At 57.3% G+C, this 19732-nt stretch carries 17 protein-coding genes; 3 read left to right on the top strand and 14 right to left on the bottom strand.

The features are described 5' to 3' along the window. Positions 1-55: 55 nt before the first annotated feature. The gene (locus ABJI08_RS12140; protein ID WP_348402106.1) at positions 56-1189 is read right to left on the bottom strand and encodes a citrate/2-methylcitrate synthase; all 1134 of its coding nucleotides are present in this window, start codon (positions 1187-1189) and stop codon (positions 56-58) included. Between the two features lie 32 nt (positions 1190-1221). Between ABJI08_RS12140 and ABJI08_RS12135 the strand changes: the two genes are divergently transcribed. Next, positions 1222-2073, top strand: a complete 852-nt coding sequence (locus ABJI08_RS12135) for a phosphate acyltransferase (protein ID WP_348402105.1) — start codon at positions 1222-1224, stop codon at positions 2071-2073. A gap of 29 nt (positions 2074-2102) precedes the next feature. Here ABJI08_RS12135 and pta read toward each other — a convergent pair whose 3' ends face one another. From pta to ABJI08_RS12105, 6 genes are all read right to left on the bottom strand, one after another. Beyond that, on the bottom strand, positions 2103-3131 hold the full coding sequence (pta, locus tag ABJI08_RS12130; RefSeq protein ID WP_348402104.1) for a phosphate acetyltransferase: 1029 nt from the start codon (positions 3129-3131) through the stop codon (positions 2103-2105). A 4-nt stretch (positions 3132-3135) separates the two neighbouring features. Further along, positions 3136-4911: a sulfoacetaldehyde acetyltransferase gene (gene xsc / locus ABJI08_RS12125; protein WP_348402103.1), complete on the bottom strand. Its 1776-nt coding sequence runs from the start codon at positions 4909-4911 to the stop codon at positions 3136-3138. A 103-nt stretch (positions 4912-5014) separates the two neighbouring features. Continuing rightward, on the bottom strand, positions 5015-6472 hold the full coding sequence (locus tag ABJI08_RS12120) for a PLP-dependent aminotransferase family protein (protein ID WP_348402102.1): 1458 nt from the start codon (positions 6470-6472) through the stop codon (positions 5015-5017). A gap of 41 nt (positions 6473-6513) precedes the next feature. Beyond that, positions 6514-7107, bottom strand: a complete 594-nt coding sequence (locus ABJI08_RS12115; protein WP_348402101.1) for a GNAT family protein — start codon at positions 7105-7107, stop codon at positions 6514-6516. 98 nt (positions 7108-7205) lie between these two features. After that, entirely contained in the window at positions 7206-8606 is a 1401-nt protein-coding gene (locus tag ABJI08_RS12110) for an aminotransferase class III-fold pyridoxal phosphate-dependent enzyme (protein ID WP_348402100.1), read from the bottom strand. 280 nt (positions 8607-8886) lie between these two features. Then, positions 8887-10314 (bottom strand): aldehyde dehydrogenase family protein, encoded by a 1428-nt coding sequence (locus ABJI08_RS12105; protein ID WP_348402099.1) that lies wholly within the window; start codon positions 10312-10314, stop codon positions 8887-8889. 264 nt (positions 10315-10578) lie between these two features. Between ABJI08_RS12105 and ABJI08_RS12100 the strand changes: the two genes are divergently transcribed. Further along, complete coding sequence (locus tag ABJI08_RS12100) at positions 10579-11232, top strand: peroxiredoxin (RefSeq protein WP_348402098.1); 654 nt, start codon at positions 10579-10581, stop codon at positions 11230-11232. Between the two features lie 40 nt (positions 11233-11272). Here ABJI08_RS12100 and ABJI08_RS12095 read toward each other — a convergent pair whose 3' ends face one another. The 3 genes from ABJI08_RS12095 to pnp all read right to left on the bottom strand — a co-directional run bounded on the left by ABJI08_RS12095 (position 11273) and on the right by pnp (position 15483). Continuing rightward, the gene (locus ABJI08_RS12095) at positions 11273-12190 is read right to left on the bottom strand and encodes an amidohydrolase family protein (RefSeq protein ID WP_348402097.1); all 918 of its coding nucleotides are present in this window, start codon (positions 12188-12190) and stop codon (positions 11273-11275) included. A gap of 129 nt (positions 12191-12319) precedes the next feature. Next, a complete protein-coding gene (gene yghX, locus ABJI08_RS12090; RefSeq protein WP_348402096.1) occupies positions 12320-13207 on the bottom strand; it encodes a YghX family hydrolase in 888 nt (295 codons plus the stop codon). Between the two features lie 131 nt (positions 13208-13338). Then, positions 13339-15483, bottom strand: a complete 2145-nt coding sequence (gene pnp / locus ABJI08_RS12085; RefSeq protein WP_348402095.1) for a polyribonucleotide nucleotidyltransferase — start codon at positions 15481-15483, stop codon at positions 13339-13341. 385 nt (positions 15484-15868) lie between these two features. Here pnp and ABJI08_RS12080 point away from each other — a divergent pair, with 385 nt between their 5' ends. Next, a complete protein-coding gene (locus ABJI08_RS12080) occupies positions 15869-16633 on the top strand; it encodes an SGNH/GDSL hydrolase family protein (RefSeq protein ID WP_348402094.1) in 765 nt (254 codons plus the stop codon). A gap of 88 nt (positions 16634-16721) precedes the next feature. Here the strand turns inward: ABJI08_RS12080 and rpsO are convergent, their stop codons facing one another. The 4 genes from rpsO to truB form a co-directional block, all read right to left on the bottom strand. Further along, entirely contained in the window at positions 16722-16991 is a 270-nt protein-coding gene (rpsO, locus tag ABJI08_RS12075) for a 30S ribosomal protein S15 (protein WP_348402093.1), read from the bottom strand. 152 nt (positions 16992-17143) lie between these two features. Beyond that, the gene (locus ABJI08_RS12070) at positions 17144-18199 is read right to left on the bottom strand and encodes a calcium-binding protein (protein WP_348402092.1); all 1056 of its coding nucleotides are present in this window, start codon (positions 18197-18199) and stop codon (positions 17144-17146) included. Positions 18200-18277: 78 nt separating this feature from the next. Next, entirely contained in the window at positions 18278-18808 is a 531-nt protein-coding gene (locus ABJI08_RS12065) for a DUF1643 domain-containing protein (protein WP_348402091.1), read from the bottom strand. Beyond that, the gene (gene truB / locus ABJI08_RS12060; RefSeq protein ID WP_348402090.1) at positions 18805-19719 is read right to left on the bottom strand and encodes a tRNA pseudouridine(55) synthase TruB; all 915 of its coding nucleotides are present in this window, start codon (positions 19717-19719) and stop codon (positions 18805-18807) included. The genes ABJI08_RS12065 and truB overlap by 4 nt, the downstream gene beginning before the upstream one ends. Positions 19720-19732 lie beyond the last annotated feature (13 nt).

The raw sequence follows: 19732 nt of genomic DNA, 5'->3' as shown, positions 1-19732 counted from the left end.
AGTCAGACAGAGTTCACCGGGAAATTATCCCGAGGTAAAGCGAAATATTGGAACGCTATCGTTCTGAAAATGGAATATACGCGCGCATTTCCGGGCCGTTGTACAATGTCAGCGGACGGATCAGGATGTTGCCGCGTTGCTGTTCGACGCATTGCACGATCCATCCGGGCATACGACCGATGGCGAAAATTGGCACGTATAGGTCCATAGGGATGCCGTGCAGCTGGTAAATGACGCCGGAATAGAAATCGACATTCACGTTCAGCCCGTGGCGGGCATAGGGTTTCATCGCATCCACAACGGCTTGCAGGATTTCGTACCATTCCGGCGCGCCCATCTCTGCGCCCAGTTTGCGCACACCTTCGCGCATGTGACGCGCGCGCGGATCTTCGGCGCGATACACGCGGTGGCCAAATCCTGTGACCGCCTCGCGATTCTTGCGTTTTGCTTTGACATAATCGGCGGCTTTGTCCGGGCTGCCGATGTCGTGCACCATTTTCATCACGTCTTCGGCAGCACCGCCATGGGCCGGACCGGCCAGCGTCGACAGCGCGGTGACAATGCCGCCATGCAGGTTGGTTTCCGTGCCAATGGTGACACGGGCCGCAAAGGAAGACGCGTTGGCGCCATGTTCGGCATGCAGGATAAAGTCGACATCTGCCAGCCGCGCGGCATCTTCGGACGGCTTTTCCCCCTTGAGCATCCAGAGCCAGTTGGCCGCGTGGCTGAGAGCCGGGTCCGCAGGCATTGGTGCGCGCCCGTTGCGGATGTTTTCGTGTGCCGCGATGATCATCGGCACCTGGCTGGTCAGACGTATGCCATTGGAAAGAAACGCAGCCTCGCCGGTCTCATGGCTGCCTGGTTCCAGCGCAGCAAGGGCAGACACGGCGGTGCGCAGAACGTCCATCGGGTGCCCGTCAGCCGTGGCGCGGATGATGTCAAAGATCGGCTCGGGCAATGTGCGGGCCGCCTTGAGGTTAGCGTCAAATGCGGCCAGTTCGCCCTCGGTCGGCAACTCCCCGTGGATGAGCAGATAGCAGACTTCTTCGAAGGTCGAATGCGTGGCGAGATCGTGGATAGAGTATCCGCGATAACTGAGTTCCCCTTTGCTGCCGTCGATGTGGCTGACGCCGGAACGTTCGAAATAAATGCCTTTAAGGCCGCGGTTGATCTTGACGTTTTCGGTCACGGGTGGCTCCTGTTGCGTATACGGAGGTATACATGCGTATCACGGAATTGTTGTCGAATAAGGTTGCTGCCCAAAATGCCCGGGTGGTGTTTCCCGAGCACGAAGAGCCGCGCATTGCGCAAGCCATGGAAAAACTGGCGCGTGACGGGCTGTGTCAGCCGATATGTCTGGGCGATGACACGGACCAGTATGCAGAGGTGCTGGTCAAAACGCGTGGCATGAAGGAAGGGATTGCGCGCAGGCTGGTGACCAAGCCGCTGTATCGGGCGGCCGCCATGGTCGCGGCGGGCGAAGCGGATGCCATGGTGGCCGGTGCTGTTGCGCCGTCGCGCCGTGTTATCGAGGCCGCGTCGATGGCGATTGGTCTGGCTGATGGGGTCAGCGTGCCATCTTCCTTCTTTTTGATGTTGTTCCCGGATGAACGCGCCCTGATCTTTGCCGATTGCGCCGTGAATGTTGCCCCTGACGCTGATGTGCTGACCTCGATTGCGCGCAGTTCGCACGCCACGGGACAAGCGCTTTTGGGAGAGGCACGCGTGGCGCTGTTGTCGTTCTCGACAATGAACTCCGGGGCGGGCGACAGCGTTGATGTGGTGCGACAGGTGGCCGAGCGTACCGGTTTTTTGGGTCCGGTTCAGGGCGATGCGGCCCTGATCCCCGAGATCGCCCAGCGCAAAGGCGCTGGCGCGGGCGATGCCAATGTGTTGATCTTTCCATCGCTTGATGCAGGCAATATCGCTTACAAGCTGGCCGTTGCGCTGGGCGATGCACAGGCGTTGGGGCCGATATTGCAAGGGTTCCGCAAACCGGTTTGTGATCTGAGCCGTGGTGCGACGGTTGACGACATTGTCGACGCGACGGTTGTGACGCTCGCTTTGAGCTGACGGTATTGCGGATATTTGCGTGTCCACCATCATGCAGTTTGCCGTTGAGATAGCGCGTTGGATTGCGCGACGGTGACGGCTATCATATGCAGGATGTCCTCGGCGTCGCAGCCACGGGACAGGTCGTTTGCGGGCTTGGCCAGCCCCTGCAACACTGGACCAATCGCAGTTGCGCCGCCGATGCGTTGTGCGATTTTATATCCCAGATTACCCGCATTCAGGCTTGGAAACACAAACACATTCGCCGCGCCTTGCAGGGCTGAACTGCTGGCCTTGGAGGCCGCGACCTCGGGCACAAAGGCGGCGTCGAACTGAATTTCGCCATCAATGATCATGTCGGGATCGGCGGCCTTGACCATTTGTGTGGCCTGCACAACTTTGGACACTTTGGGATGTTCCGCGCTGCCAGCGGTGGAAAAGGATAGCATCGCCACGCGCGCAGGCGCACCGACAAGTGCCTGATAAGACGCGGCAGACGCGCGGGCGATCTCGGCCATTTCGCTGGCATCCGGGTCGACGACCAATCCGCAATCGGCAAAGATATGCGCGCCTTTGACGGCGTGATGGTCCTCGCAATAGAGCATCAGGAAAAAGCTTGAGACCAGATTTGTGCCCGGTGCTTTGCCGATAATCTGAAGGGCTGTACGCACAGTGTCGGACGTTGTTTCAACGGCGCCGCCGACCGTGCCGTCGGCATAGCCCTGTTGGACAAGAAGCGCGGCAAAGATCAGACGGTTTCGGATCAGAGGTTCGGCGTCTTGCGCTGTCATGCCCTTATGGGCACGCAACGACACCAGCGCGGCGCGGAATTCATTGGTCAAAGGGCTGGAGGCGGGATCGTGAATTTCAATCTCATCCGCGATTTCGGCAGTGGTGACGCCGTTATCCGACAGATGCTTTAGGATAATTGTGCGTGTGCCGACCAGCAGGATTTTGGCGGCGTTTTCAGTGCGCGCCAACAGCGCTGCCTGAACAACACGGGGATCATCGCCCTCGGAAAGGGCGATGATTTTGTCAGAGCCGCTGGCAGCGCCAAGGATTTGCCGGAGCGGCTGCAATGGATCAGCTGCCCGATTGCGGGCGCATATCAGCGGCGTCGATACCTGCCACGGCAACCGGTTTCTTCATCGCGTCGCGCCGGAAAGGTTCGCCAAGCTCCTGATTGATCATGGCTTCGATCAGTGTGGTGATGCCGTTTTTCTGATCTTCGACGGCTTGTGCCAAGGCAGCAGTCAATTCGTCCATGGTCTTGGCGACAACACCTTTAAGACCGCAAGCCTGCGCGATGCCGGCATAAGACACTTGTGTGTCCAATTCGGTGCCGACGAAGTTGTCGTCAAACCACAAGGTCGAGTTGCGCTTTTCCGCGCCCCACTGGTAGTTGCGGAAGACAATCTGTGTCACCGCGGGCCATTCTTTGCGCCCGATGGCGGTCAGTTCTGTGACGGCGATGCCAAACGCGCCGTCACCGGAAAATCCAACAACAGGTACATCAGGGCAGCCGATCTTGGCGCCGACAACCGATGGCAGGCCATAGCCACACGGCCCAAACAGGCCTGGGGCGAGGTATTTGCGACCTTCTTCGAAGGACGGATAGGCGTTGCCGATCGCGCAGTTGTTGCCGATGTCAGACGAGATGATGGCTTCGCGGGGCAAGGCCGACTGAATTGCGCGCCACGCCATGCGGGGGCTCATCCAGTCAGGTTTGGCGCCACGCGCGCGTTCGTTCCAGGTGGTGCCGGGGTCATCCTCTTCATGATCCATCGACGACAGCTGCTGTGCCCATGCGGATTTGGTGGTCGAAATCAGGTTCAGGCGTGCGTCGCGATTTTCGTCGCCCGCTGTGCCGGACAGCTTGTCCAGGATCGAGCTTGCCACTTGCTTGGCGTCACCGACGATACCGACTTCGACCTTTTTGGTCAGGCCAATCCGGTCCGGGTTGATGTCGACTTGAATGATTTTGGCGTCAGTGGGCCAATAGTCGATACCATAGCCGGGAAGGGTTGAAAATGGGTTCAGACGGGTGCCGAGCGCCAGAACAACGTCGGCCTTGGAGATCAAGTCCATGCCGGCTTTGGAGCCGTTATAGCCGAGTGGGCCAGCAAAAAGCGGGTGTGATCCCGGGAAGGCGTCGTTGTGCTGGTAGCCGCAGCAAACCGGTGCAGACAGACGTTCGGCCAAAGCCATAGACGCCGGGATCGCGCCGCCAATCACCACACCAGCGCCGTTCAGGACGACCGGGAACTTGGCGCTGCTCAGCAGTGCGGCGGCCTGATCCAGAGCTGCTTCGCCGCCGCTTGGACGCTCAAACCCAACAATTGCAGGCAGATCGATGTCGATCACTTGCGTGAAATAATCACGAGGTACGTTGATCTGCGCCGGGGCCGAATTGCGATGAGCCTGCATGATCACACGGTTCAGAACCTCGGCCATGCGAGAGGGATCACGGACTTCTTCCTGATAACAGACGCAATCAGCAAAGGCGCGCATCTGTTCCATTTCCTGGAACCCACCCTGGCCCATAGTCTTGTTGGCAGCCTGCGGCGTGACCAGCAAAAGTGGCGTGTGGTTCCAGTAGGCGGTTTTAACGGCCGTTACGAAATTGGTGATGCCGGGACCGTTCTGGGCGATCATCATCGACATTTTCCCGGTGGCGCGGGTGTAACCGTCGGCCATGAAGCCGCCGGAGCCTTCGTGGGCGCAATCCCAGAATGTAATGCCCGCCGGTTCGAAAATGTCGGAGATGGGCATCATGGCCGATCCGATAATCCCAAAAGCGTGCTCGATACCATGCATTTGCAGCGTTTTGACGAACGCCTCTTCGGTTGTCATTTTCATGTGAATCACTCCTGATGCGCCCATGGGCGTTTTGCGCTGAAATTAGGGGGGGGAGTGCCGCGCGGTTAGGGCCAGAATGAAAGCCCGGATAGAGCCAGAATTTTCAGACGTTGAAAACTTGCGCAATCTTGGCCACGCCTTCGGGAATACGGCTGGCCGGAATTGACGAATAGCCCAGCCGATAGAACCGCGTGGGTTTGTCATCGCCATGAAAAAACGGACGGCCCGGCTCGATAAGAACACTTTGCGCTCGCAGTTGATTGGCGACGTCATCAGCATCAAACCCCTCCGGCGCCTGCATCCAGAAAGAAGACCCGCCGAACTTGCCTTGTCCGGCCACGCTGAGCCCGTGTTTGTCGAGGGCGTCCTGCATCACCGTGCGCCGTTCCGCCAAGGCAATGCGAATGCGCCGGATCAAAGCGTCGTAATATCCAAGGGACAGGAAATAGGCGGTGGTGCGCTGAATATGTCCGGGCGGGTGGCGCAGGATACTGGCACGCAGCGCGCGAGCTTCGCGAATAAAAGCCTCAGAACCAACCAGATAACCAAGCCGCAACCCGGGAAACAGCGATTTTGAAAAGCTGCCGACATAGATCACGCGGCCATCCGTATCCAGCGATTTGAGCGCCGGTGTGGGGGCATTCAGAAAAGACATTTCGAATTCGTAATCGTCTTCGACCACCAGCGCGTCAATGTCGCGGGCCCGTTGCAGCAATGCGTTGCGCCGGTCCATGGGCATGGTGGCGTTGGTCGGGCATTGGTGGCTGGGGGTCGTAAAGATAACGTCGGTATTGTCGGGAATGTCGTCTGTTTTCAATCCGTCCCGGTCAACCGGGATGGGCGCAACATGACAACGTGACAGCTGAAGAATTTCACGCAACGCATAATAGCAGGGGTCTTCGATGGCGGCCGTGCGTCGCTGGGTCAGCAGGATTTGCGCGGCAATCCAAAGCGCGTTCTGAGCGCCCAAAGTTATCAGAATTTGTTCGGGTCGCGCTTTTACACCCCGTCTGGGCAGGGTGTTGCGGGCGATGAATTCGACCAGACGGGGGTCGTCCTGATCAAAATAATCGGCGGTCAGGGCGGTAAAGTCTTTTTGGCCAAGCGCCTGAAGCGCGCACAGGCGCCAGTTTGAGTGGTCAAATAATGTCGGGTCCGTTTGACCGTAGACGAAAGGATAGCGGTATCTGGCCCAATCCAACGGCTTTTGCAGCGTGTTGCCCCCTGTAAAGCGACGCCCGAGCGCGCGCGACCAGTCGACAGTGTCTTCGCTTTTCTTTGGTGGTGAAAAGCTAGGGGGCACCGGGGCGTTCTGCGAGACGAAATAACCGGAGCGCCCTTTGGAGGTCAGGTAGTCATTTGCCAGCAATTCGGTGTAGGCCAAAGTAACTGTGATCCGGCTGACGCCCAGATGCGCCGCGAGGCGGCGACTTGAGGGCAGCTTTTCGGCTTTGCGGAATTGTCCCGACAGGATGCCTTCGGCAATCATCTGCTGAATTCGGGCCTGAAGTGTGCCCTGATGGCTGGGAGACAGAAAGAAAGTTTCAACGGAAATTGCCATGTCGAAACGTTACACTGGACTTAATCGGCGTGCAATCTGGTCTATTTGGTGGGGTGGTTTTTCAGCTTGAGTTCCAACCCTGCGCGCACGGCTGGCCATTCGTGCGACAGGATTGAATACACCGCCGTGTCGCGCAGTGACCCATTTGCCATGCGTGTGTGGCTGCGCAACACGCCATCCAGTCGCGCGCCAAGACGCTCGATCGCGCGACGTGATTGCTGGTTCATGAAATGCGTGCGGAATTCCACGGCGATGCAGTCGAGTTTTTCAAAAGCATGCTGCAACAACAAGAACTTACATTCTGTGTTTACGGGGCTGCGCTGAACTGATTTTCGGTACCATGTCGATCCGATTTCCAGCCGCCGATTGACCGGATCAATATTCATGAATGTGGTCATGCCGACCGCTTGACCTTCGGTGTCGAGCACCGCGAAAGGGAGCATGGATTTTGCGTCCAGAAGCCCGAGGCGGCGGTCGATTTCGGCAGGCACGTCGCTTGGCGCAGGTATGGATGTGTACCACAATTCATGCAGGTGCCCATCCGCGCTTGCCTTGGCCAAGTCCAACGCATGGGCTTGGGAAAGCGGTTCGAGTCGCACATGGTTTCCAGATAGAAAGAGCGGTTCAGGCCACATGGAATATCTCGCTTAAGCAGACGCGCCGCCCGCCCCCGCGGAGAGGCCAGGCGGCGCGGGTTGAGGCCGCGGGCCTCAACCGGAACTGTGGTTAGGGGTTAGCCAAACACCTTGGTCAGCGCTTTGTCGACCGCGTCGGTAATGGCATCGATATCATCCGCGGTTGCGATCAGGGCCGGAGAGAAGCACAACACGTTGTTGCGCCCGGGGATAGACCGGTTGGCGGCGCCAATGATCACGCCCTGCGCGCCGCAATCGGCAACGATGGCGCCAACCTGCGCTTCGTCAACGGGTTCCTTTGTCTCCCGGTCTTTGACCAGTTCAGCCCCAAGGAAGAGCCCCTTGCCGCGCACGTCACCGATGACGTCGTGCTTTTCCATCAAGGCGTGGAGATTTGCCTTCATGTGGTTGCCCATTTTGGTGCAGTTTTCCAGCAGGCCTTCTTCTTCGATAATGGCCATGTTTTCCAACGCTGCCGCAGGGCCAGCCGTACAGCCGCCAAAGGTAGAGATATCGCGGAAATGGTCCAACTTGTCCGATGGATCGGCCTTGAACATCTCAAAGACCTCTTCGGTGGTGACCATACAAGCGATGGCGGCATAGCCCGAGGCAACGCCTTTGGCCATCGATACGAAATCGGGTTTGACGCCATAATGCTGATAGCCGAACCAATGTGTGCCGGTGCGCCCGATGCCGCAGACAACTTCGTCGATATGCAGCAGGACCTGATACTGTTTGCAAATCTCCTGAACCCGTTCCCAATACCCTTCGGGCGGTTCGATCACGCCACCACCGGCGGTCACAGGTTCAAGGCACAGCGACCCAACCGTATCGGGGCCTTCGCGCAGGATGACCTCTTCGATCAGATTGGCCGCAGCGATGCCAAATTCACGGCCCGACAGATGGCCAAGGCCAAGTTCGTCTTTGCGGTATTCCATGCAATGGGGCACCCGTACGAAATCAGGCGCAAAGGGGCCATATTGCATGTTGCGTTCGTCTTGTCCGCCAGCAGACATCGCCGCCAGGGTCGATCCGTGGTAATCCCGATCGCGGTAGAGGATTTTGGTTTTCTTGCCACCATATTTCTTGTGCGCAATCTGGCGCACCATCTTAAAGGCTTTCTCGTTCGCCTCAGAGCCGGAATTTGTATAGTACACGCGGCTCATGCCGGGCATTTTGCTGATCAGCTTTTCCGCATAGAGCGCGCCGGGAATGGACCCGCCGGTATTGGCGAAATAGCAGAGCTTCATCAGCTGGGCGTGCACCGCATTGGCAATACGTTCACGGCCATAGCCAACATTTGCGGTCCAGACTGCACCAGACACCGCGTCGAGGTATTCTTTGCCATTCTGATCCCAGACGCGCATGTCTTTGCCTTCGATGATGATGCGTGGATCACCGGTTTCAAAGGGTTTGTGCTGAACAAGGTGATGCCAAACGTGGGCTTTGTCGGCGTTTACGACCTTGCTGAGGTCGTTTTCATTGAGAGTACCGTCCATAACTCGGACCTCCTTGGGTATAGTAGCAATTTGGGAATAGGATCATGTGCCCTTGCGGACGCGGTCTTCCATTGTTGCCATCCTCGCTTGTTTTCGCGGCATTCATGTAGGGCCAGTTGGTGGCAGTGTGTGACGCCAGAATAGGTGGGCCCGTGCGCGGGTTGCAAGTTATGTGACGGGCGATATCACACAAGTCTCAAAGTTGTTCAGTTCGAACATGGCCTGCGCAAAGAATGCGCCGGGGCCGCATGCCCCGGCGTTTTGTTTGCGGGTCGCGGTGTTACCCCATCGGGACGCCGGAAATGGATTTGGTTTCGCAGAACTCTTCGAGCCCCCATTCGCCGCCTTCGCGCCCGTTGCCGGATTGTTTGTATCCCCCAAACGGAGAGCCGTTGACGCGGCCAACACCATTGGTTTCGACCATGCCCGAACGCACCTTGCGCGCCATGCGCAGGCGCTTGTTGTCGTCTTGCGTCTGAACATAGTTGGTCAGGCCGTAAACCGTATCATTGGCCATTTCGACGGCCTGTTCTTCGGTCTCAAAAGGAATGATCGACAGGACCGGGCCAAAGATTTCCTCGCGATAGATCGTCATGTCCGGGGTAACGTCGGCAAAGACGGTGGGGCGCACGAAATAGCCCTTGTTGACGCCTTCGGGGCGGCCAAGCCCGCCCGCTAGCAGCGTCGCGCCTTCTTTGATGCCGGTTTCGATCAGGCCCTGGATTTTGTTGAACTGAAGCTCGGACACCACTGGCCCGATGTGACGCCCGCTTTCGGTTGTGGGCCCAACCTGAGTGGCCTCAGCAGCCGCCCGGGCCTGTTCCAGGGCTTCGTCGTAGCGCGATTTTTCAACGAACATGCGCGTGGGTGCGTTACAGGATTGGCCCGTGTTGTTCATGCAATGGATCACGCCCCGTTTCACCGCCTTTTCATCGGCATCGGCAAAGATCACATTGGCGCCTTTGCCGCCCAGTTCCAGACTGACGCGTTTCAGGGTGTCGGCGGCGGCTTTGGTGATGGCGATGCCAGCGCGGGTCGAGCCGGTAAAGCTGATCATGTCGACGTCCGGATGGGATGACAGTTGTGAACCGACACCCACGCCATCGCCATTCACAAGGTTAAAGACACCGGGCGGGAACCCGGCCTCGTCCACCATCTCTGCAAACACCAATGACGAGAGCGGTGCGATTTCCGAAGGTTTCAGGACCATCGTGCATCCCACGGCCAAAGCCGGGATCGCCTTGAGCACAACCTGATTCATTGGCCAGTTCCAGGGGGTGATCAACCCGCAGACCCCAATGGGTTCTTTGCGGATACGGTCTGTGCCCATCTGAGATTCAAAATCGAAGCTTTCCAGCGCTTCCAGAAAACCGGACAAATGCCAGCTGCCTGAGCCCCATTGGCTGCTGCGGGCCAGATCGATAGGAGCGCCCATTTCCATGCGGATGGCTTCGGCCATATCATTGCGGCGGGCATTGTAGATCTCGCCCAGCTTTTTGATCAGCGCAACACGCTGTTCCAGCGGCGTATCTGCCCATCCTTCAAATGCAGCCCGGGCCGCGGCGACGGCGGCGTCAGTATCCGCCTGATCGCCCAGCGAAATCACGGCGCACACCTCTTCGGTGGCGGGGTCAATGACGTCTAGGTCGTTGGCGGTCGCAGGGGCAACCCACTGGCCGTTGATATAGAACTGGCGTTTGTCGATCATGGTGCTCTCCGTAAAATCTGTGAACACTGTGTCAGCGAGATTTCTACGCCGCAAGTGGTGTCACGCACCGTCACTTGGGGTTTGATCAGATCATTTGTGTCACACAAAGGCTGGAACTCAGTCGAGACACCTGTAGTCTGGGGATCGTTGTATTGCGTGCCTCCGTGTTTCGGGCGGTTTTTTGTGCGCAGACACTATGCATTTTATTCAGACGTCATATCTGAAGAAACAAGACACTCTGGGATCACTTAAGGGAGAAAACCTATGGGCCTTCGAATCAATGACACTGTTCCGAATTTCACGGCTGAAACGGATCAGGGCACAATTACATTTCACGACTGGATCGGGGATGGCTGGGCAATCCTATTTTCGCATCCCAAAGACTTCACCCCTGTCTGCACCACCGAATTTGGCGCTGTGGCGCAGTTGGCCGATGAATGGGCCGCGCGCAACACCAAGGTAATTGGTGTTTCGGTGGATGGGGTCGAAGATCACAAGGGCTGGAAGGGCGATATCGAAACTTATGCTGGCACGTCGGCCGGGTTCCCGATTGTCGCGGATGAAGGGCTGGAAGTCTCCAAAGCCTTCGACATGTTGCCAGCCGAGGCGTATTTGCCGGACGGACGTACCCCGGCAGACAGCGCAACCGTGCGTACCGTGTTTATCATTGGACCAGACAAACAGTTGAAGCTGTCGATGACGTATCCGATGAATGTTGGACGCAACTTTGCCGAAGTTTTGCGCGCGCTGGACGGATTGCAGACTGCGGCCAAAGAGAATGTCGCAACACCAGCGAACTGGACACCCGGCGGTGATGTGGTGATCCCGGTGGCTGTGAGCGATGACGATGCCAAGGCGAAATACGGCGAGTTTACCACGCATTTCCCATATCTGCGTATGACCAAGCTGCCTGCATAATCCCGTGTCGGTCAGCGCGTGGCCATCACGTGCTGACCGGTTACCGCGTTCCTATCTGTTCCATTGAAATCTTGCGACCAAAGGCGCGTTCTGCGTTGCGGTACGCTATTTTTTCCGCCACTTCGCGCGGCAATTGGGACAACCAACGCCGGTTGGATGCGATGATCTCGTCGTAATTGTCCCACTGGCCATTGACCCAAGTGTCGCTGCCCACCATCAGCCGATCCTGAAAATCGAACAGGATTTCGCGCCATTGCGGGTCCAGTGCGCCGCCGCCGCCCAAAATGGCGTATTCCCTGAGCGAGGTATCCGCCAGAAGCGCGGGGTAATCGGACATCAGCTCATGCACGTTGGTCGCTTTTTCCCCAAGTCCGGCATGGGCCCAGATAATCTTGACGTCCGGGTCCAGAGAGTAAAGCCAGCGGATGGGTTCGGTGCCGGAATGCACATGCAGGAAGATATCGCGCTGTTTTGCCATCTGAATGATCTCGCGAAACAGCGGCGCATCGTCGGTGTTGAGCCGGTGGATGTGGAATTCTCCGATGCCCTCGTGCGGATACTTGTCCAGCCGCCCTTTGAGATATTTGTTCATATCCTGCATGCGGGTCCAGTTTTGCGACCCATAGTCGCCGTGATACGGGCGCAGCTCTGGAACGATCCGGTTGGGCGCGTATTCCCAGAGCATTATCGTGCCTTCGTCGGGTGTTGAGGACACAAGGCCCATGGCCACACCGTTGCGATCCATCATTTCGATGACGCTGGCCACCGGGTAAGGCCCCCATGCAGGTTCCTTGTAGTGAATATGCGCGTCAAAAATCGGCAGGTCATTCACGCCGTCGCCAATGGCGGGACCGGCGTCGTCGGATATTGCACAGCTTGCGGCCAGCATCAGGCCAAGACCTGAGATCACGGCCAAAAGCGAGCCGGGTTTTGGGAAGGATGACAATCGAGGGTGCATGAGGCGCGCTTTCTTTGGACCGGGTGTTTCCGAGTATACGGCGGCCCACAGAAACTGGACGCATTTTTTGCCCATATGCAGGGTGCGTCGGATACATGCGACCCCGCGTTGGCCGCGGGGTCGGTAAGATCAGCTCAGATGTTTGGAGAAATGAGCAATTGTGCGGTCCCAGGCCAGAGTGGCTGCGGCCTCGTCATAGCGGGGTGTCGTGTCGTTGTGGAACCCGTGGTTGGCGTCCTCATAGATATGGGTCTCATAGGATTTGCCATTGTCCTTAAGCGCGGTTTCATATGCGGACCAGCCTGCATTGATGCGCTTGTCCAGCGCACCATAGTGGATCAACAGCGGGGCCTGAATGGCGGGCACGTCCTCAGCTGATGGTTGGCGGCCATAGAACGGCACCGAGGCGCCCATATTGGGATAGGCCACCGCGAGCGCATTGCATACGCCGCCGCCATAGCAAAAGCCGACGGCGCCCACTTTGCCGGTCGAACTATCATGGTTCACCAAATATTCAAAGGCAGCAAAGAAATCGGCCATTAGTTTGGCGCGGTCCAGTTCTTTCTGCATGGTCCGGCCTTCGTCATCGGTGCCCGGATAGCCGCCAAGCGGGGTCAGCCCGTCTGGGCCAAACGCGAGGAAACCGGCCTTGGCAGTGCGACGGACCACATCTTCTATATAGGGGTTCAGGCCGCGGTTTTCGTGTACGACCAGCACGGCGGGCAGTTTGCCGGTTGCGCCTGCGGGTTTTGCCATCAACCCCTTGATTGTGCCGTGGCCCTCCGGGCTTTCATATTCCGCAATCATCGTTTCAATCGAGGAATCGTCAGGGGCAACCTGTTGTGCGAGCGCGTAATTGGGCTGCAGGCTTTGCAGGATTGCGGCGGCCCCGACCCCGGCGGCGGTATACTGAGCAGCTCCGCGCAGGAATTCGCGCTTGGTCAGCTTGCCGTGGACGTAACCGTCATAAAGCTCAAGAATATGCGGATCAAAATCACTGGCTTTTTTACGTTGCATTTTAGGTCTCCGTCAAAGATGTGAGTCATACTCATATTCAGCCTAACACAATCATCGGCAGAGTCAGTGGAATCAAAAAACCCCGGCAGGTTACTGCCGGGGTTTTGATCGAATGTGATCGAAAGAGAGGTTTAGTCCTCGCTCTTTTTCTCACGTGGCTGCTGAGGGATTTCTTCGCCGGTTTCCTGATCGACGATTTTCATCGACAGGCGTACCTTGCCACGGTCGTCAAAGCCCAGAAGTTTAACTTTTACTTCCTGACCTTCTTTGAGAACATCCGAAGGATGGTTCAGGCGGCGGTTTTCGATCTGGGAAACGTGCACCAGACCGTCGCGCTTGCCAAAGAAGTTCACGAACGCACCGAAGTCTACGATCTTGACCACTTTACCGTTGTAGACCTGACCCACTTCGGGTTCGGCCACAATTGCGTGGATCATGTCATAGGCTTTCTGGATCGAGTCACCATTTGGCGACGCGATCTTGATGATGCCATCGTCATTGATGTCGACCTTGGCGCCCGACACTTCGACGATTTCGCGGATCACTTTACCACCCGAGCCGATCACTTCACGGATCTTGTCAGTTGGAACCTGCATAGTTTCGATTCGTGGCGCGTGCACAGAGAAGTCAGCAGCGCCAGTGATCGATTTGTTCATCTCACCCAGAATGTGCATGCGTCCGTCCTTGGCCTGAGCCAGGGCTTTCTCCATGATTTCTGGTGTGATGCCTGCAACTTTGATGTCCATCTGTAGCGACGTGATGCCGTTTTCGGTACCTGCCACTTTGAAGTCCATGTCACCCAGGTGATCTTCGTCACCCAGGATGTCGGTCAGGATTGCATATGAACCGTCGTCTTCCAGGATCAGACCCATGGCCACACCGGCAACGGCGTTTTTCAGAGGCACACCTGCGTCCATCATCGACAGCGAGCCGCCGCAGACAGAAGCCATCGACGAAGAGCCGTTGGATTCGGTGATTTCCGATACAACACGCAGTGTGTAGGGGAAGTCAGTCGCAGCAGGCAGAACCGCCTGAAGCGCGCGCCATGCCAGTTTACCGTGGCCTACTTCACGACGACCGGGAGGGCCCACGCGACCAGCTTCACCAACCGAATAGGGTGGGAAGTTATAGTGCAGCAGGAAGTTAGAACGGAAGTTGCCGTGCAGCGCGTCGATGATCTGTTCATCGTCGCCGGTGCCCAATGTGGTCACAACCAGACCCTGTGTTTCACCACGGGTGAACAGGGCAGAACCATGGGTCCGTGGCAGCAGGCCAGTTTCACACACGATGTCACGCACTTCGTCGGTTTTACGACCGTCGATGCGTGTACCGGTTTTAACAACGTCGCCGCGCAGGATGCCTGCTTCGAGCTTTTTCAGGGCCGAACCGAGGTTGCTGTCTGCCAGCTGGTCTTCGTTCAGCGCTTCTTTGATCGCGTCACGTGCTGCAGATACAGCTGCGGTGCGTTCCTGCTTGTCCGTCAAAGCAAATGCAGCGCGCATTTTCTCTTCACCGGCAGCTTTTACGGCTTCGTACAGATCGCTGTAATCTGGTGCCTGGAAGTCGAACGGCTCTTTCGCCGCGTCTTCGGCCAGATCAATGATCAGGTCGATCACTGGCTGGATCTGTTCGTGGGCGAATTTCACGGCACCCAGCATTTCGGCTTCGTCCAGCTCGTAAGCTTCGGATTCAACCATCATCACGGCGTCTTTGGTGCCGGCAACAACAAGGTCCAGACGCTGGTCAGGATTGTTGCGCAGGTCCTGCATGTCGTCGACGGTTGGGTTCAGAACGTATGCGCCATCTTCAAAACCAACGCGCGCACCAGCAATCGGGCCCATAAACGGAGCGCCGGAAATGGTCAGCGCGGCCGAAGCGGCGATCATCGCAACCATGTCAGGGTCGTTGACCAGATCGTGGCTGAGCACGGTGCACATCACCAGAACTTCGTTTTTGAAGCCGGGGACGAACAAGGGGCGAATCGGGCGGTCGATCAAACGTGCGGTCAGCGTCTCTTTTTCAGTTGGACGTGCTTCGCGTTTGAAAAAGCCGCCGGGTACTTTACCAGCAGCGTAGTATTTTTCTTGGTAGTGAACCGTCAGCGGAAAGAAGTCGAAACCGGGTTTCGGCGCCTTCGCAAAGGTCACTGCGGCCATCACGGATGTTTCGCCCAAAGTGGCGATTACACAGCCGTCGGCCTGACGGGCAACTTTACCCGTTTCCAGTGTGAGCGTTTCTTCGCCCCACTGCATGCTTTTTGTCGTTACATCAAACATCAATTTTTCCTAGTTGGGAGCACTCCCAGGCGTATCCCGGGTCTCCCGTTTCAATGGCGGCCCCATTGCCGCCGACCCCTCTTCATCGTTGATCCGCGTGCGAGGGTCAGGGCACATCGTCTCAGATCATCGGGCCATATAGGAAATTACCCCCTTTGGAAATAGGGTTTTTTGGATGTCGAAAAGGGGGGTGTTCGTGCATGAATAGGGCCGATATCTTGGCCATCTTCGTTCTGGCAACAGATTGTTTACGACGAAATTGTGGCAATTTGTCAGAAATGGGGCAATACTGTGTCTAAGGGTCGGACCGTTGGGGGCAATGGGTTTGGCAAAAATAAGAACCGCGTCACGAGGCGACGCCCCCAATGTTGAGAGCAGTCGATACATGAAAACTCTTTTTACCATTTGTGCTTTGGCAATTCTGTCTGTGGCAGGTTGTTCCAATACCGTTTCCCGCAATGAAACTGCGCCTGCGATGTCGGCAATGTCGACACCAGAGGTCAGCCGCAATGCAACGCCGCGGATTTTGGCGATGGGCGACAGTTTGATGGCGTGGCACACAATGACCGGCGGATCGATTGCCGATTCCGTGGCGCGGGAGCTGAACGAGCCGGTTTCAAACCATTCGATCAGCGGGGCGCGGGTGATTTACAAGCTGCCAATTTCCGGCGCGATGGGCATGAAGATCGCCAATCAGTACCGCAAGGGTGACTGGGATTGGGTTGTGCTGAATGGCGGCGGTAACGATTTGTGGATGGGTTGCGGATGTGGCGCCTGTGACAACCGGATGGACCGGATGATCTCGGCGGATGGTCGCAAGGGCGCAATCCCGCACATGGTGGACAGCTTGCGTAAAACAGGCGTGCAGATTGTGTATGTCGGATATTTGCGCAGCCCCGGCGCATGGTCGCCAATCGAAGGCTGCCGTGACGATGGTGACGCGCTGGAGGCCCGGATTTCCAAGCTGGCGGATATCATTCCTGAAATGCACTTTGTGTCGCTGGCCGATATGGTGCCAACCGGAGACCGGTCTTATCATGCGATGGATATGATCCACCCGTCCGTCAAAGGCAGCCGCGAGATTGGACAACGTGTGGCAGCCGTGATTAAGGCAGCGGAACAGCCCGTGTTGGAAACAGCGGCCAACTAACGCTGCCGCTTTCCTTCACACGACCTGACAAAAGAAAACGCCCGCTCGATTGAGCGGGCGTTTCTTTGAATAACTGTCTGAACGTGGCTTAGCGGCGGATGCCCAAGCGTTTGATCAGGTCCTGATAACGGGCTTCTTCTTTGCCTTTCAGGTAGTCCAGCAACTTGCGGCGCTGAGCAACCATCTTCAACAGACCACGGCGACCGTGGTTGTCTTTTTTGTGGGTTTTGAAGTGCTCGGTCAGGGTATTGATGCGCGAGGTCAGAATGGCAACCTGAACTTCGGGCGAACCTGTGTCGCCTTCTTTGGTTGCGAATTCGCTCATTACGCGTGCTTTGTCTTCTGCAGTAATCGACATCGGGGTCTCCTTGCGTTGAAGGTTAAGGGCACAAGCCGGGATGTCGTCCAGCAGGGTCCGTGGAGAAATCTGTCAGAGATTCTCTGAGCAGATGGGCGCATATAAGAGAAATTTCGTCGAAAGGAAAGAGCGGAACGCGTTGCGCGGGTTTGTTAGACGTGCAGCACTTCGGCGCCCGGGCTGGTCTGCGGCATCAGCGCGATGTCTGTCGGGTTAAGCCCAGAGCCACCATGCACCAACGCAAGCTCGGTTCCATTCACAAAAACCCGCACCGCGTCGTCGGTGTCTGTGTCAGGTTCTATTGTCACGTTCGGGTCGCTTCCGGTGTCTTCATACAGCAGCACCAGACTGTCTTGTGTCGGGTTGAAGTCCATAACCGTCAGCACATCGCCGGCCTGATCCCATTCGCCAAGCATGAATGCATCGCCATCTTCGCCGCCGCTCAGAATGTCGCCGCGCCCGCCAATCAGGGTGTCTTCGCCGTCTCCACCGTTCAGAAAGTCGGAATCGTCAGCGGCGTCTGCCGGGGTAAGGCCATTGACGACATCGTCGCCAAATCCACCAAACAAGGTGTCCTGCCCGGCGTCACCATTAAGGTAATCGTAGTCATGTCCGCCATGCAGCGCATCATTGCCGCTGCCCCCGGACAACGTATCATCATCGCTGCCACCCATCAGCGAGTCATCCCCGGCACCACCCTGCAAGTCGTCCGATTGCATATGCCCGAACAGGCTGTCGTTGCCGTCATCACCGCGCAGCACATCCATGCCATCTTCGCCGTGCAGAACATCGTCGCCCTGACCGCCTGACAATGTATCGTCACCTTCGGCGCCATGCATGTCGTCCTGCCCGTCATCGCCCGACAGCGTGTCGTCGCCGCCATAGCCGTTGATTTGATCGTTTCCGGCGCCGCCAAAGATGAAATCGGAAGTCTCCGTGCCTGACAGAATATCGTTGCCGACACCGCCATGAGTGGCGCGAAGGTCTGGGTCGTCAGATGTGCCACCATCGCCTTCGACGACTTCCGCAGGTGCCGGATCGACGGTATCCGGTTGCTCCGATGGCTCTAGAATGTCTGTCGTGGTCGCGATTTCTACGGAGGTTTCCTGTTCTTCTGAGGGTGCATCCTCACCGTCGTCAGAACCGTCAATTGCAACAAATGCCGCTGCTCCGGCCATCAGGCCCAAAATTCCCGCGAGAAAAAACATCGCACCATTACTCCACACTTACCCACGGGTATTACCGCACGAATCCGGTATTTAGGCAATCTTTGACGGCGTCAGTGGTTAACGTGGATCGGTTGCATCGTCCAGATTCCAGAGCGCCGGAGTTTGGGCATAGGCGATGTAAAGCGGGTGGCGCGGGTGGCCGTGTTTGGTGAGGCCAAGGTGATGAATCGGGCGCTGTGTGGTGCGCAAAACATCGCGCATGTCGTAACCGCGCCGGTGATGATCGCCATGTGCGCCCCACGCGGCGATGATGGTATCCGCCCAAAGGCAGCTTTCTGCAATAACTGTATCATTGTCCGGCCCCACGGGCTGAGGATGCACGCGCAGCTTGCGCGGATCGGTTTCCCGCAAGCCAAAGATATTGACCGCCCGGAATGCTCCAAACCCAAGTGCACGTGCGCGCCGTTCACAACGTTCAATGGTGGGATCGTTCTGCCGTTCTGTGGCTTTTGAAGGGTTCAGCATGATGAACAGCACACGTTTGCCGCTCGGTTCCCAGATGCGGGTCAGCGCATAGCGATAGGTTTCACAGTCAGAGTAAATCGCCGAAGACGCAGCATCCTCTTTCTGAAACCGGCGGGTAATCATGCGTCGGGCAGAACAAAAACGCGGCTTGGATGCAGTTCACCTGCCTTATAGACGCCAACCGCGACGGCCTGACCGTCAAAGGACGCCCAGCATTCATCGCCGTATTCGATATCATGTGCAATCACCATACCGGGATTGCCATTGCGCAACCGCACAACACCCTGCGCCGTCGCTTTGACTTCGGGCAGTTCGATCAACCCTTGTTCAAGTGGCATGAGATGGCTGTCCAGATCGGGCGATTTCGCCATGGCTTCGACCTGTTCGAGCGTCAGGCCCTTGTCCGCGTCAAACGGACCTGACCAGATGCGGCGCAATTCACGGACATGGCCAAAACACCCAAGTGCGGCGCCCAGATCACGGGCAATCGCGCGTACATAGCCGCCTTTGCCACAGGTCATTTCCAGCGTCACGTGATCGGCGTCTTCGCGGTCGGTCATGATCAGTTCTTCGACCCAAAGCGGCCGCGCGGCAAGTTCGATTTCTTCGCCATCGCGCGCCAGTTTATAGGCGCGCTGTCCGTCGATTTTCACGGCCGAGAATTTGGGCGGCACTTGTTGGATGTCACCAACAAACTGACCCAGCGCGTCTTTTATCTGATCATCAGTGGGGCGTTGGTCAGATGTGTTAATAACCTCGCCTTCGGCGTCATCTGTATTGGTCGATTGTCCAAGTCGCACAGTGAACTGATAGGCCTTCAGCGCGTCTGTGATATAGGGCACCGTTTTGGTTGCCTCGCCCAGGGCGATGGCCAAAACGCCGGTTGCGTCCGGGTCGAGCGTGCCTGCATGGCCAGCCTTTTTGGCATCCATGGCCCAACGGACCTTGTTGACCACAGAGGTCGAGGTCATGCCTGCGGGTTTGTCGATAACCAGCCAGCCGGAAATATCGCGGCCTTTGCGTCTGCGTGCCATGTTGTGTGCCCGT

The organism is Shimia sp. (genome assembly GCF_039969785.1).
In the GTDB taxonomy this organism is placed as follows: Bacteria; Pseudomonadota; Alphaproteobacteria; order Rhodobacterales; family Rhodobacteraceae; genus Shimia.
Note: the sequence above shows the minus strand (reverse complement) of the source record. Positions and strands in the feature narration are given on the sequence as shown.